Here is a 15,411-nt window from a genome sequence, read left to right as displayed (position 1 = left end):
ATTTTATATAAATCAAATTTGTTTTACTGTAATCAACCGATCATGTCCACTCATATCTTTTTCTACTTCTACTTTTGCGTTTGGAAATGCAGCTTGAAAAATACCTTTGACCGCTTCTCCTTGACGAAATCCGATTTCTAAAAAAATCTGTCCGTCTGGTTTCAAGATTGCCGGTATTTCTTCCGCTAACCTTTGGTAAATGGCCAAACCATTATTCTCAGCAAATAAAGCCATTTGCGGCTCATAGTTTAAAACAGATTCATCCATATCGATCTTTTCATTTTCACCAATATAAGGCGGATTGGAAATAACCACATCGAATTGCTCTGCTTTTACCGGTGCTGTTAAATCTCCAGCTAGAAAGCGAACATCCGCTTGTAAATGTGCTGCGTTTTCTTTAGACACTGTTAAGGCTGCATTCGACAAGTCAATTCCCGTCACTTCATCTTGCGGACGTTCTTTTTTTATGGTGATGGCAATTGCACCAGTACCTGTACCGATGTCTAAAACAGTTAATGAACGACTAGGCGCGTGTTTTAAAAATTTATCTACGATTTCTTCTGTTTCAGGACGCGGGATCAATGTGTCTTTAGTCACTTTAAAACAATAATCATAAAACCATTCATAGCCTAATATATGCTGAATGGGAATCCCTTTACTGTGCTGCTTAACATCCTCAATCAACTGTCGTTTTATTTCCACAGGGATCTGGTTTTCTAAATGTAAAATAAAATCTGTTTTAGACCAATTCAAGCGCCCTCTTAATAAGAACTCTGCCGCTGTCGCTTCTTGACCAGCGTCTTCTAAAAAAGAAGAAGCCCATTTCAGGACTTCACGATACGTTTCATCAATTTTCATCTTTGAGCTGCTCCATTTTGGCTGTTTGATCATGCAAAATCAAAGCATCAATGATTTCATCGAGTTTGCCATTTAAAATTTGTTCTAATTTTTGAATGGTTAAGCCAATTCTATGATCGGTTACGCGGCTTTGCGGAAAGTTATAGGTTCGAATTCTCTCTGAACGATCTCCAGTACCTACTGCTGATTTACGTTCCATATCGATCGCACTTTGCGCTTCATGTTGAATATGGTCATAGACGCGAGCCCGCAAGACTTTCATCGCTTTTTCGCGGTTTTGAATTTGTGAACGAGCATCTTGCATAGCAACAGCTATTCCTGTCGGTAAATGGGTTAAACGAACAGCCGAAGCTGTTTTATTAACGTGCTGTCCACCTGCTCCGCTGGCATGATAAATATCTGTCCGAATGTCTTTATCGGCAATATCCAGTTCTACTTCTTCAGCTTCCGGCATTACCATAACGGTTGCTGTTGAAGTATGGATCCGTCCTTGTGATTCCGTTGATGGAACACGTTGAACACGATGCGCGCCATTTTCGTATTTTAATTTTGAATACACATTTTCTCCGGTGATCATTAACGTAACTTCTTTGTATCCGCCGATTCCTGTAATATTGGCATCTAACACTTCTGTTTTCCAGCCTTGTGCATCAGCGTATTTTTGGTACATGCCGAATAAATCGCCTGCGAATAGCGCTGCTTCGTCTCCTCCGGCTGCTCCTCGAATTTCCATAATGATATTACGATCATCATTTTCATCTTTAGGAAGCATCAAGACTTTCATTTTTTCTTCAATTTCAGTTTTTTCATTTTTTAATTCTGCTAATTCTTCTTTAGCCATTTCTGTCATTTCAGGATCAGAAGTTTCTCCTAAGACTTCTTCTGTATCTGCAATGTCTTGTTCGACCGCTTTATATCGACGATAAGTGGCTACTGTTTCACGTAGTCCAGCTTCTTCTTTCGTCAGTTTCATTAATCGTTTTGTGTCACTGACTACTTCAGGATCACTCAACAATTCATTCAGTTCTTCGTAACGTCCTTCGACGCTAGCTAATCTATCAAACATACCGAAATTCTCCTTTTTTCATAGTTTACTGCTGCTGTCTTTTTATTTAAGGAACTCTCATGCGGCATTTGGCAAATTAGATAACTTTCAGCAATGCTCAGGTTGATCTTGCTTGGAAAGTTCCTAAAATCTCTGTGTTTCTATCCGGGTCACTCCGCATCCTTTTAGTTGAGCTGCTTGCCACAGTTTCTCGTCAAAATAGATAATCTTTCTGGAAATGAAACATTTCCCTCAAGTTTCCTAATTTTGAATCGAAACTCCCATGTGGCACTTCGCATCCTTATAGTTGAGCTGCTTGCCACAGTTTCTCGTCAAAATAGATAATCTTTCTGGAAATGAAACATTTCTCTCAAGTTTCCTAATTTTCTGTCTGAGCTGAACGAGAGCGCTCCACATCCTGTTTTAAAGGGGTGGGTGGATATAGTGTTTACGGCAAACGGGAAAGTAACTTTCATTTCCGCCGATTTGAATTTGTTCGCCTGCATAGACAGGTTTACCATTGATCATCCGCATGTTCATAATGGCTTTTCTGTGACAATACCAGCAGATTGTTTTCATCTCTTCAATCTTATCTGCATAAAGTAATAGGTATTTAGAACCTTCAAACAACTCATTTTTAAAATCATTTTTCAAACCAAAGGCCATAACAGGAATATCAAGATCATCCACGATTTGAGCTAATTGAAAAATATGTGTTTTCATTAAAAATTGTGCTTCATCAATTAATACACAAGCAGGCTTGAAATCAAGTTCTTGAATAGTTTCATAAATATTGGTATCATCAAAGATCGAAATCCCTTCACGCCGCAAACCGATCCGGCTAGAAATAATGCCCACTTCATCTCGATTATCCAAACCGCTTGTCATAAGAACAACAGGTTTGTCTTGTTCTTCATAGTTATATGCCACTTTAAGAATCTCAATGGTTTTTCCGCTGTTCATTGCACCGTATTTGAAAAAAAGTTGAGCCATAATTTTAAATCCTCTTTTCTTTCATAGGAATCTCTTAGAATTATACGGTAATTTTGTGAATTTTGCATTAAATTTGTAAAAGAAAAATGGAAAGAGGCTTATTTGCAACAGAACAGCTCCCATATTTTCTGTTTTTCAAGACAAAGAAATTCTCATCCCTAATTGTCAACTCGCTTCCTTTATAATCAGAATTCTCCGTTTTTTGGCGATCAAATTCATTAAATTTATCTATAGAATCAAACAAGTTAAGTAATTTTAATATTCTTTCAAAAAAATTGTGCTAAAATGAAAAAGTAGCAGCAAATTATCTGTTCTCATTATTTTATTTATTGGAGGAAACTCAATTGAGTATACGTAACGCATTTGCCATTATGGTAGGAAAAACAACTAGATGGGGACTCCATACCTTTTTTAAAGGAGGCAGCAGTTATCCAGGCATGTTAACACAAAAGCTGGATCCTACCGTTTTAGGCGCATTGTCTAAAGATTACGAAGTCGTAATCGTGACTGGGACAAATGGAAAAACATTAACAACAGCTTTGACTTATCAAGTGTTGAAACAAAAATACCCAGATATCATTACTAATCCAACAGGTGCAAATATGCAGCAAGGGATCGTTTCGACTTTCTTGACACACCACACTTATACAACTAATAAAAAAAACAAAGTAGCTATTTTAGAGGTCGATGAAGCTAGTTTGGTTCACGTAACGAAATATGTCAAACCAAAAGCGATTGTTTTCACCAATGTTTTCCGCGATCAAATGGATCGTTATGGTGAAATCTATACCACTTATCAATTGATGTTGGACGGTGCTGCGCTAGCACCTGAGGCTTTGATCGTCAGCAACGGTGATGCTCCGATTTTTAATTCAAAAGAAACGGTCAATAAACGGGTTTATTTTGGCTTTGATCATTTGCCTGACGGGGAAATGCAAGCTCATTATAATACCGATGGAGTCCTTTGCCCGCAATGTCATCATATTTTACATTACAAATTCATCTCTTACAGTAACCTTGGAAAATACTATTGTCCGCATTGTGGATTTAAACGTCCTGAACTAACTTACCGTATGACAGATATTCTAAAGATGGATCACCAATCTTCGCGTTTTATCATTGATGGTGAACCTTTTGAAATCAACATTGGCGGTCAGTATAACATTTATAATGCTTTAGCTGCTTACAGCATTGGCCGGATTTTTGATGTATCCCCTGATCAGATAAGAAGCGGATTTCAATCTGCTAAACGGGTATTTGGCCGGCAAGAAATTATTAACATTGAGGACAAAGAAATTACAGTCAATTTGGTGAAAAATCCCGTTGGGTTAAACCAAGTGTTAGATATGATCGCCCGCGATCCTGAGCCGTTTTCTTTTGTTTCTATTTTAAATGCCAATGCTGCGGACGGAACGGATATCAGTTGGATTTGGGACGCAAATTACGAAAGCATCACCGATATGACTATCAAGCAATTTACAGTCAGCGGTGAGCGAGTGGAAGATATCAAAACTCGGATCGAAGTTGCCGGTGTACCAGCAGAAGAACTGCAAGTCATTCCTGAATTGACTGATTTGATCAAGAGTTTCAAAGACGCGCCTACTAAGAAAATTCACGTATTAGCAACTTATACAGCTGTCTTGCAATTGCGCAAAGAACTTGCCAATCAACATTATATTGAAGGAGGCATGTAAGATGGTTGAGTTGAAAGTTTGTCATCTTTATGGAAATTTATTGAACACATATGGGGATAACGGCAATTTATTGATGCTGCAGCATCGTGCAAAACAGTATGGCATTACCTTTGATACGGAAATCATCAGTTTAGATCAAGCTTTTGATCCAACTAAATATGATTTAGTTTTCTTTGGCGGCGGTCAAGATTTTGAACAACGCATTGTTTCAAAAGATTTGCAAAATAAAAAAGAAGATATTGCCACTTACATTGAAAACGATGGTGTAATGGTCGGTATTTGCGGTGGATTCCAATTACTGGGCCATTATTATGTGGATGCTGCCGGCAATAAAATTGAAGGTGCTGGTGCTCTAGATCACTACACGCTCAATCAAGAAAACAATCGTTTCATCGGTGATATCGTGATTAAAAATGACGAGTTTGGTGAAACCTATAAAGGATTTGAAAACCACAACGGTCGGACTTTCTTAGGTGAAAATGTCAAACCCTTAGGCATAGTTGAAGTTGGTCAAGGGAACAATGGCGAAGATAAAACAGAAGGCGCCCATTACAAGCAAACTTATTGTTCTTATCTTCATGGGCCTATCTTAGTTCGCAATGTGTCTTTGACTGATCGTATTCTAAAAGAAGCCGTTAAGAAACGGTTCCCTCAAGAGGCTGAAGTCTTATTCGCGTAACTAAAAACGGTTCTTTATTTTCTAGCGTTGGTGAGAAAATTTCTTCCGGACTACGGGGTTGCTTGTGGAAAGCCATGGGACCGTTTTGAGCCGAAGAACGTGTCTCAAAACTTACAAGTTCAAACTCAGCGTAGCGACTAAAGCCTAACGCTAAGTAATTCTCCTTGTATCCTTTTCCATGGCTACAAGCAACTCCCTATTCCTCCAAAAATTTTTGAGATGTGTTTCCAAATTGTTTTGAATGAGAAGAAAATCAGTTTTGTCACTGACCAACGTCAAATATTGTACAACTAAAAACCACCGATCTGAACGAAAAAAATCGTTTAGGTCGGTGGTTTTTTTAACGTCTTTTAAAGTTTCGTTCCTGGTGTTGAGGCAATAATTTGCAGTGTGCCGTCAATTGTCCAATGTTTGATTTCATTTGGCAAAATGAAATGCGTTCCTTTGTGTAATGGATAGTCCCCTGCTTCAACAGACAACGTTCCTTCACCTTCTAAAACACTCACTAGAGTATAAGGTGCTGTAGCTTCAAATGCTGCTTTTCCTGTAATATCCCATTGGTATACATCAAAGAAATCCGTTTTTACATAGGTTGTAATTTCGACATTTTCCCGTTTTTCTGTTTGGATATCTGTTGCTGCATCCACATGCGGAACTGTTGTCACATCAACTGATTGTTGAATGTGCAGTTCTCTTGGCTTTCCATCATCGCCTTTGCGATCATAGTCATAGACCCGGTAAGTTGTATCACTAGATTGTTGCGTTTCCAGAATCATGATCCCTGATCCGATCGCATGGATCGTTCCGCTTGGAACAAAGAAGAAATCACCTTTTTTTACTTTGATGCGGCGCAATAAATCGTCCCATTTGCCTTCACGAATCATGGTTTCTAATTCTTCTTTTGATTGAGCATGATGCCCATAAATGATTTCTGCTCCTTCATCGGCATCGATCACATACCAGCATTCTGTTTTTCCTAACTCGCCTTCGTGTTCCATTCCATAAGCATCGTCTGGATGCACTTGTACCGATAAGTCATCGTTCGCATCTAATATTTTAGTTAATAATGGGAAGACGTCTCCTTTGGCATTGCCGAAAACATCACGGTGTTTTTCCCAGACTTCTGCCAATGTCATTCCTTGATAAGGACCATTTAATACTGTGCTAGGACCATTTGGATGAGCACTGATAGCCCAACATTCTCCTACCTTATCACTGGGTAAATCATAGCCAAAGACATCTCTTAATTTTGTACCGCCCCAGATTTTTTCTTGTAAAACAGCTTTTAAAAACAATGGTTCGTTCATTTTTACGTTCCTCCCATATGCATACTTCTTTTTTATCTTACCATAATTGAAAACGATTTTACATTGCTTTCATTTAAAAGTTAAAGTATTTCTGCTTCTTTTTCTGCAAAATACGTATCGATCAATTGATCTCGTTTCTTGAGATACACCGGTGTATCACTAGTTGGATGAACGCGGTTAGACAAAAAAACAAAAGCTGTTTGCTTTTTTATATCCAATAAAATAAACGTACCCGTAAAACCAGTATGAAAAAGGTAGCAGTCTTTCTTTCTGACTTTTAAATCCCAGCCTAAAGAGCGTTCTAATTTCCCATTTGGCGTCCAATCTTGTGACAATTGATCAACGGTTGATTCCTGCAAGATACGAATACCGTCTAACTGCCCTTTTTGAAGCAGCATCTGGCTAAAGCGCGAAACATCGTTCAACGTAGAAAACAACCCCGCACTGCCGCAATGATCGCCTAATACTAACGCTTTGGGGTCATGTACCACTCCTCTGATCACACCGCGATCCGGTTGTTTTTCTGTTGGAGCACATTGGGCCAGGTCTGCTGGATGAAAGGTTGAATACCGCAAATTTAGAGGCTGGATCACTCGCTTTTCAAAAACAGCACTTAGCGTTTCCTTTTCAATGACTTCAATAATATACCCTAATAAGATCATATTCGTATCGGTATACTTCGCTTCTATTCCGAAAGAGTCTTCCACTGGCACTCTCAATAAAGCTGCTTTTAATTCACTTGCTGATAACGCATTGCGATTGGGAATAAATCCATTTAACCCAGAAGTGTGTGTCAGTAAATGACGAAGCGTGACTTGTCCGGCACTTAAATCTGGTAAGTAAGTCTGTACGGAGGCATCCAGAGCCAATACCCTGTTCTCCAATAATTGCAAAATAACCGTGGTTGTCAGCATGACTTTTGTCAAAGAAGCCACATCATATTGCTGGTTTTCTATGATAGGTTCTTTATGAGGAATCAACGCTGCTAGACCCTCACGATATTGCCTGGTTTCTTGTTGATTGATAAAAGCATAACTTGCTCCAGGCAATGTGCCGTCTTCGGTAAAGTGTCGGATCAGTTTCCTAGTGTTGTCGTACATACGGCTCTCTTCCTTTCTTCAACTTCTCTTAACGATACCTTTAAAATAAAAAAGCTCATGGGCAGCTTAACCACCAGCATGATTTCGCTTTTTTCTAAATTTGTTTATTGATACTGGCTCTTTTAAGTCCGGTCTTTTAGCTTGATCATAGCATAGATATTTCAGTTAAAGAAACAAAAGCCGCAACTTTTTGTTAGTTTTTTACGGATAAAATCAAAAATAAACAACCAGAAAAAGCCAAAGCCTTTTCTGGTCAATAAAATGAATTATGCTTGTAGGATTTTCACTGTAATTCCATTGGGGTCTTCCAATGAAAGAACGCCTCTCTCTTTATCTATCTGGTATTCATACTGTTTGTTTGTTAAAGATGTTTGAATACGGGAAAAGTCTTCTTTAACTGGAACTACGATTGTATAATACGCCAAACCGCGAGTCCCTTTTTTAGCTGCTGGAATTCCTTTTCCCGCCCAAGTATTTGCTCCGATTTGATGATGGTATTCACCAGCTGCAAAAAACTTTGCTTGTGCGCCAAAATCAAATTTTAATTCAAATCCCAATAAATTCTTGTAAAAAGCTTCAGTCTCACTCAAGTCAGCTACAAATAAATGCACATGTCCGATAGAACTTCCTGAAGGCAAGTGACTGAACGTTTCTTTAGCTTCAGCGATCACACTATCTGCATCCATTGGATTTGTTACGCCTGCAATTTGGCCATCTGGACGAATGTCCCACTCAGATTTAGGTTTATCCCAATAGATTTCAATCCCATTTCCTTCAGGATCATCCAGATAAAGAGCTTCGCTATAGCCATGATCACTGGCACCGGTCAGCGGGTAACCAGAAACGAGGAGATGATACAGCATCTCACCTAAGTCTTGTCGAGTAGGCAACAAAAGAGCCAAATGATACAATCCTGTCGAACGAACGTTAGGCTTGTTTGCTGAAACAACTTGCATTGTTAACAAAATCGTTTGATCTTCTTTTGCACCAAAAGAAACCGCTGATGGTGTTTCAAATTTTATATCCATTCCAATAACAGTTTGATAGAACTGTTTCATCTCTTGTAAATTTTCAACATTTAAAACAACTTCTCCAATATGCGTCTTTTCATTTAAATTAGGCACTTGTTTCATTCCTTCCTCAATTCGCTTTACACTTACTTTTAATAAGTGTATATGGAAAAGGAATAGATTGCAAGAAGAAAGACTAATCTGCTTCAACTAAAAATAATCATATAAAACCGGCGTTCCTTCTGGAATTCGTTTTGCAAAATCAGCCAGTGTTTGCTCATCTCCTTGAATCCGTTCAAAAAAGTGCAATTCTTCAATCGTTCGATAATTCATGAAAACTTGTGTCCAAGCTTGAATGGTGCCTGATAAAAGCGAAACTTGGGAAAGTTCTTGTTCATTGGTCACCCGAGATACTTTTCTGTCAGTCAAGTATAATTCCAACTTCCAAACTCCGGTATTCCAGGGAGCTGCTAGATCTTCGACTTTCAAATAAACCGTTTGAGGAGCTCTTTCTTTAAATGGATAAGCTAACAAAAATTGTTCCATATTCACAATTCGTGTCATCATTGAAGGAACTAATTCTTGTTTAATTCTTGGGTTCTCTAACAAGTAAGCTATTTTTTCGGATTCACCCGTTTTATAAAGATAGGTATAGAAAGTGGCTTTATGCGAAGCCACAAAATTCCACAACCCGCTAAAGGCTGGATGAGACAAATAAACCATTTCTTGCAAGACAAATGTTCTGGCGTCTTGTCCTTTGAAAGAGTAGATTAAATAGCCTTGGGCTTCGCCTTTTTCATCCAAATATAACGCAATATGAGACTCTTCTCGTGACGTCATTAAAAATTCCCAATCCCACTCATTGCGTTTAAGCGGACCAATACTGGTTTGATAGCGATTTTTATAAAGAGTTTTCATTGTTGCTTTTGCTTCTTCCCATTGAACACGTCGAATTGTTCCCGGTGTTTTTTGCGTTTTCGGCAATTCACTGACATCAATCGTATATTGGATATCATCAAAACTTTGTTCATAACCGTATTTGCGATAAAACGGATAAGAAAAAGGCGATAAGTAGGAGAGCAACTGGTCTTGTTCGTTCATCTTTTCTAATGACAGCTTCATTAATTGAGCGATATCTCCTCCGCCCCTATTTTCAGGGTAACTTGATACATAGCCGATCCCTCCCATTGGAAAGGTTTTTCCGTGTAAGTAAACTTCCATTGGCCGGACAATAAGCTGGCTCATCAACGTTTCATCTTGAAAAGCCCCATAGCATACTGAAACAGAGCAAAGCTCTTTAAATTCTTTTTCGCGTTTTTCTGTTTTCTCTATATTAAAGGCATAACTTGCTAAGTCTAACATTTCTTTGTATTGATCAAGCGGCATTGTTTTGTATTCAGTCATTTTACTCTCCCTCATTTTCTTTTTCTTTTAGTTTAACACGTTGGTTATTTATTTACCTATTTTTATTTCTTCTTGTATTTTGACTAGTTTCACGAAATAACTTATCTTTTATCACAAGTTCTTCACAATTTCTTTCTATACTAAAGACATACCAAAAACAACCAACTTTTTTATTTTTTTCTTTTGCCTCCTCCAGGTTTAAAAGAACCCAACCCTTTCCATCTTAGCTACTCCTGCTAAGATGGTTTTTTTGTGTAGAAAATTAGAGGTGAAACTTTGATGCGTGTTTTATTTTTGAGTGTTTGATCTTTATTTTACTATTTAAAGATGACTTTCTCTCTAAAATGCGTAATTAAACGATGAGGAGAATGTAATAAGGGAGGATACGAATAATGGAGTACAAGCGAGAAAAACCTGTTTCGCTAAAGATTATGGAATCTTTGGCAAAAAGAGGGGAACTAACACCCAAAGAGAGACAATACCTGCAACAGTTGCAGAAAGGTTTTGCAGGTGAAAGGGTCTTTGATCAGATGAGCACTCAGTTGAGTAAAAACTGTTTAATTATGAATGACTTATTGTTGCGGCCTGATGCTTCAAACGCCTTTCAAATTGATTCATTGATTTTAACTAATAAAGCGATTTATTTATACGAAATTAAAAATTATAGTGGGGAATATTGTTATGGAGAAGAGATGTTGTTAAAACTCCCGAATTTTAAAGTAAGTAATCCGCTTATTCAAGTACAAACTACTAAAAATAAACTCATCCTTTTCCTAAAAGAACTTCAGTATGATATCGACGTCAAAGCCTATGTTACTTATGTGAATCCAGAATTTACTCTATTTAATGCTCCAAGGCGAGAAAATATTTTATTGCCAACACAGTTGAACAAGCATTTTACTACGTTGGAAAACCAGAGTATACCTTTGACTGCTTTTCATAAAAAAATTGCTGCAGACTTTGCTGCACACCAAATTGAACCAACTCCATTTAAGAATGATATTCCAAATTATTCATTTAGCGACTTACGCAAAGGAATCTGTTGCGAAAAATGCAATTCTTTCCATTTAGAGCTGCAACGAATAAAGTACCATTGTTGTTCATGTATGTATGAACGCTCTATTAATTCTGCGCTCTTAGCCAGTATCAAAGAATATCAGCTACTTTTTCCAGATAATAATCTAAATACAGAAATGCTATTTCGCTGGTGCAACAAGGCCGTTACAAAAAAAAGAATCAGGCGTGTTCTTAATACTCTTCTTTAATACTCTTATGGGACAAACTCATGACGTTTTTGTAGAAAGTTGTCCATGAAATGCTGTTGTGGGACAAACTCATGGCATTTCTGTAGGAAGTTGTCCATGAAATATCGTTGCGGGACAAACGCATTGCGTTTTTATAGAAAGCAGTCCATGAAATGCCTTTGCGGGACAAACTCATTGCAGTTTTATAAAAAGTTGTCCGCGAAATGCCGTTGCGGGACAAACTCATTGCGTTTTTGTAGAAAGTTGTCCATGAAATGCCTTTGCGGGACAAACACACTGCGTTTTTGTAAAAAGTTGTCCGCAGAACCGCTTTGATTGAAGAAACATACTACATTAAGTACTAATTCCTCTAAGCAAAAAACTGTCGATTCAAAAAACTAATAACTAGTAAAAAAAAGTAGAAAGCTGCCAAATAACTTTGGCGCTTTCTACTTTTTTCTAACTAATTATACTTTTGAGTCAATCTCTTATTTTATCTTATTAGATAGCTGGTTGTTCAGCAAATTGGCTGTTATACAAATCAGCATAGAAGCCGCCTTTTGCCATTAATTCATCATGTGTACCAGTTTCCATTACGTCTCCTTCGTTCATCACAATAATGTTATCCGCATCACGGATAGTGGACAAACGGTGAGCAACAACAAAGCTTGTTCTGCCTTGTAATAACTTGCGCATTGCTTTTTGAATCAAGATTTCTGTCCGTGTATCTACGCTTGAAGTAGCTTCATCTAAGATCAAGACTTCAGGGTCAACTAAGAAAGCACGAGCAATCGTAATCAATTGGCGTTGCCCAAGTGAAATATTGCTGGCTTCTTCATTTAGAATCGTATCGTAACCAGCAGGCAATGTATGAACAAAATCATCTACGTGAGCCGCTGTCGCTGCTGCAGCCACACGTTCTTCATCTTGACCATATTTTTCGCTACCGTATTTGATATTATCAAGGATTGTTCCATTAAATAACCAAGTATCTTGCAATACCATACTGAAATGCGAACGCAATTCATCACGGGACATGTCTCTGGTATCTACACCATCAAATTTGATACTTCCGCCTTTAACATCATAAAAGCGTTCCAATAGATTGATCAAGGTAGATTTACCTGCTCCAGTTGGTCCAACGATAGCAACCATTTGGCCCTCTTTAACATTTAAGTTAAAGTCTTTCATCAATAATTCTTCATTATCGTCACCATAACCAAATTGAACGTGTTCAAAGGAAATTTTGTAAGGTGAATTTTGAATAGGTGTGACATTCGATTTTTCTTCTGTCATTTCTTCTTCATCTAACACTTCAAATACCCGCTCAGCTGAAGCAACAGTTGCTTGAACGGTGTTGATCAAATTAGCCATTTGGCTCATTGGCTGACTAAATTGATTGGTATATTGTAGAAAAGCTTGAACGTCCCCTAAGGTCATTCCACCATTTGCTACTTTAATACCCCCTACTACAGCTACTAGCAAATAACCAATATTTTTAACAAAATTCATCATAGGCATAATGAAGCCAGAAAAGAATTGAGCTTTCCAAGAAGATTGATACAATTCTTCATTTTGTTTTTCAAAGTTTTCTATTTCTGCTTCTTCACGATTATAGGTTTTAATAATTACATGGCCAGCATAAGTTTCTTCAACTTGGTCATTCAATAGGCCTAATTTTTTTTGTTGACTTGCAAACAGCTTTTGTGAACGTGGAGCAATCAAACCAATCACAATTACACTCAACGGAACTGTTACAAAAGCAATCAAGGTCATTTGCCAGCTGATACTGAGCATCATGTACAATACGGCAAAAAACAAGACGAAACTGTTAACAAATTGAGTCAAGGTTTGTTGCAACGTATTGGCAATATTGTCCATGTCATTAACAGCCCGTGACATAATATCTCCGTTTGAGTGAGTGTCGTAATAACTCATTGGTACTTTGTTCATTTTATCTTTTAGGTCTTTCCGCAAATCATAAACCGTTCTTTGCGCTACACGCGTCATGGTAAATTGTTGGAAATATTGGAAAACTGCAGATAAAACATACAAAATAGCTACAGTGACTAAAACATTTTTAATCACATCAAAGTCAATTGGTAATTTATCCATGGCTTGGCCAGCTTGTTGCATCTTAGCTCCTGCCATGACACCTTTGAAAATTTCTGTCGTTGCTTCCCCTAAAATTCTCGGTGTTTTAGTCTGCAAGACAGTTCCAACAATGGCTAAAACAAAAACTAAGCCAACAGCAACTAAACGACTTGACATATAACCAAGCAGTCTTTTTAACGTGCCCCAAAAGTTCTTGGCTTTGCGGGGTGCCATTTTTGATCCTGCATTTCTCATTAAATTTCCTCCTCTCTCATTTGAGAGTTCATAATTTCTTGATATGTTTCATTCGTTTCTTTTAATTCTTCATGTGTTCCTTTTCCAACTACTTGTCCGCCATCCATTACTAAAATAGTATTAGCATTCATTACTGTACTGATTCTTTGGGCAATGATCACAACGACAGCGTCTTTTGCTTCTGTAACTAACGCGTTACGTAAAGCAGCGTCTGTTTTAAAGTCTAGAGCAGAGAAAGAATCATCGAATACCAATATATCTGCTTTAGAAACAAGGGCACGAGCAATACTTAACCGTTGTTTTTGTCCACCAGAGAAGTTTCCTCCTCCTTGTTCTACATGACTATCTAAACCGTCTGGCAATTCCGCTACAAAGCTCTTAGCTTGTGCAACTTCTAATGCATGCCAAATTTCTTCATCTGTTGCATCTGGCTTCCCATATTGCATATTTGAACGAATCGTTCCTGTAAATAAAATTGCTTTTTGAGGAGCATAACCGATCATGCTGCGCAAGTCTTTTTGATTCATATCACGAATATCTACTCCATTGATTCGAATGCTGCCTGATTCAATATCATAAAAACGTGCGATCAAGTTAGCTAAAGTCGATTTACCTGAACCCGTTCCACCGATGATAGCTACCATTTCGCCTTTGTTCCCTTTAAAATCAATATCTTTTAAGGCTAATTGTTCAGCTCCGGTATAGCGGAAATCAACATGGTCAAACTCTAATGTTCCTTTATTTGCCATATCTACTTTTGTTGGTTTTTCTGGATCTTTAACCGCACTTTCTGTGGCTAAAACTTGATTAATACGAGCAGCAGACACTTGTCCTCTTGGAATGAAAATGAAAATCATCGACAACATCATAAAGCTCATCAAAATTTGCATCGCATAAGTCATAAAGGTAATTAAGTTCCCTACTTCCATAGCCCCATCACCGATATAGTGTCCACCAAACCAAATAATTGAGATATTGGTTGCACTAATGATCAAGGTCATAACAGGCATCATAAAACTCATGATCGTATTAGCTTTGATAGACGTATCAGCAAAATCTTTATTGGCTGCGTCAAATCGTTTTATTTCTGAATCATTTCGATTGAATGCACGGATCACACGGATCCCAGTCAATCCTTCTCGAAAAACTAAGTTCAAACGGTCCGTTTTACTTTGCATTTTTTTAAAGTATGGGACTCCAAAATACATAATGATTAACATGAATACAGCTAAAATCGGCAGTACATAAAGAAAAATACTGGCAAGCTTAGGTTCCCGGTTGTAAGCCATAACTCCTGCTCCCACTAGCATAATAGGAGCCATAATCATCATTCTTAATCCCATCATGATGACCATTTGAATTTGGACCACATCATTGGTCGTTCTAGTGATCAGCGAGGATGTTCCAATCTCATCAATTGCATCGTTTGAAAAATAAGATACTTTTTTAAAGATAGTACTTCGAACATTTTTTCCTAATAACTGAGATTGCTGTGCAGCCAAATAAACATTCCCTGTTGCTGCAGCTACACTTAATAAAGAGAAACCCAACATTTTTACGCCGACTGAGATAATATAATCAACGTCTCCTGTCGCTACTCCGTTGTCTATAATATCTGCAGTTAAATTGGGCAAATATAAATCACAGACAACTTGGACAACCATAAATAAGATTGCTCCAATTACTGCTAAGCCATTCATTCGTTTAGCTAGTTTTATCATAGTTTTC

12 protein-coding genes are annotated in these 15,411 nt (G+C 37.8%); 3 read left to right on the top strand and 9 right to left on the bottom strand.

The features are described from left to right. Positions 1 to 12: 12 nt before the first annotated feature. The 3 genes from prmC to BR87_RS11470 form a co-directional block, all read right to left on the bottom strand. On the bottom strand, positions 13 to 858 hold the full coding sequence (gene prmC, locus BR87_RS11480) for a peptide chain release factor N(5)-glutamine methyltransferase (protein ID WP_035032350.1): 846 nt from the start codon (positions 856 to 858) through the stop codon (positions 13 to 15). Then, entirely contained in the window at positions 848 to 1,924 is a 1,077-nt protein-coding gene (gene prfA / locus BR87_RS11475; RefSeq protein WP_035032347.1) for a peptide chain release factor 1, read from the bottom strand. Before prfA ends, prmC begins: the two co-directional genes overlap by 11 nt. A gap of 402 nt (positions 1,925 to 2,326) precedes the next feature. Further along, positions 2,327 to 2,896, bottom strand: a complete 570-nt coding sequence (locus tag BR87_RS11470) for a thymidine kinase (RefSeq protein WP_035032344.1) — start codon at positions 2,894 to 2,896, stop codon at positions 2,327 to 2,329. Between the two features lie 344 nt (positions 2,897 to 3,240). Between BR87_RS11470 and BR87_RS11465 the strand changes: the two genes are divergently transcribed. Together BR87_RS11465 and BR87_RS11460 are read left to right on the top strand one after the other, a co-directional pair. Continuing rightward, positions 3,241 to 4,590, top strand: coding sequence for a Mur ligase family protein (locus tag BR87_RS11465; protein ID WP_035032342.1), 1,350 nt, complete (start codon positions 3,241 to 3,243; stop codon positions 4,588 to 4,590). Position 4,591: 1 nt separating this feature from the next. Beyond that, positions 4,592 to 5,269, top strand: a complete 678-nt coding sequence (locus BR87_RS11460) for a type 1 glutamine amidotransferase (protein WP_035032340.1) — start codon at positions 4,592 to 4,594, stop codon at positions 5,267 to 5,269. A 350-nt stretch (positions 5,270 to 5,619) separates the two neighbouring features. Here the strand turns inward: BR87_RS11460 and manA are convergent, their stop codons facing one another. The 4 genes from manA to BR87_RS11440 form a co-directional block, all read right to left on the bottom strand. Then, positions 5,620 to 6,576 carry a mannose-6-phosphate isomerase, class I gene (gene manA / locus BR87_RS11455; RefSeq protein WP_035032337.1) on the bottom strand — a complete coding sequence of 319 codons (957 nt, stop codon included), beginning with the start codon at positions 6,574 to 6,576 and terminating at the stop codon, positions 5,620 to 5,622. An 80-nt stretch (positions 6,577 to 6,656) separates the two neighbouring features. Next, a complete protein-coding gene (locus BR87_RS11450; RefSeq protein WP_035032334.1) occupies positions 6,657 to 7,676 on the bottom strand; it encodes a serine hydrolase domain-containing protein in 1,020 nt (339 codons plus the stop codon). 266 nt (positions 7,677 to 7,942) lie between these two features. Then, positions 7,943 to 8,809 carry a VOC family protein gene (locus tag BR87_RS11445; RefSeq protein ID WP_035032332.1) on the bottom strand — a complete coding sequence of 289 codons (867 nt, stop codon included), beginning with the start codon at positions 8,807 to 8,809 and terminating at the stop codon, positions 7,943 to 7,945. Positions 8,810 to 8,896: 87 nt separating this feature from the next. Further along, a complete protein-coding gene (locus BR87_RS11440; RefSeq protein ID WP_035032330.1) occupies positions 8,897 to 10,090 on the bottom strand; it encodes a GNAT family N-acetyltransferase in 1,194 nt (397 codons plus the stop codon). A gap of 392 nt (positions 10,091 to 10,482) precedes the next feature. Between BR87_RS11440 and BR87_RS11435 the strand changes: the two genes are divergently transcribed. Continuing rightward, positions 10,483 to 11,355 carry a nuclease-related domain-containing protein gene (locus BR87_RS11435; RefSeq protein WP_051929861.1) on the top strand — a complete coding sequence of 291 codons (873 nt, stop codon included), beginning with the start codon at positions 10,483 to 10,485 and terminating at the stop codon, positions 11,353 to 11,355. 480 nt (positions 11,356 to 11,835) lie between these two features. On the opposite strand, the gene BR87_RS11430 is transcribed toward BR87_RS11435, so the two are convergent. After that, positions 11,836 to 13,683: an ABC transporter ATP-binding protein gene (locus tag BR87_RS11430; protein ID WP_051929860.1), complete on the bottom strand. Its 1,848-nt coding sequence runs from the start codon at positions 13,681 to 13,683 to the stop codon at positions 11,836 to 11,838. Beyond that, the gene (locus BR87_RS11425; RefSeq protein WP_035032326.1) at positions 13,683 to 15,404 is read right to left on the bottom strand and encodes an ABC transporter ATP-binding protein; all 1,722 of its coding nucleotides are present in this window, start codon (positions 15,402 to 15,404) and stop codon (positions 13,683 to 13,685) included. The genes BR87_RS11430 and BR87_RS11425 overlap by 1 nt, the downstream gene beginning before the upstream one ends. Between the last annotated feature and the right edge of the window lie 7 nt (positions 15,405 to 15,411).

Origin of the sequence: Carnobacterium mobile DSM 4848 (genome assembly GCF_000744825.1) — a bacterium.
Taxonomy (GTDB): Bacteria; Bacillota; Bacilli; order Lactobacillales; family Carnobacteriaceae; genus Carnobacterium_A; species Carnobacterium_A mobile.
The sequence above is the reverse complement of the archived record's forward strand: the minus strand, read 5'-3'. Positions and strand labels throughout refer to the sequence as shown.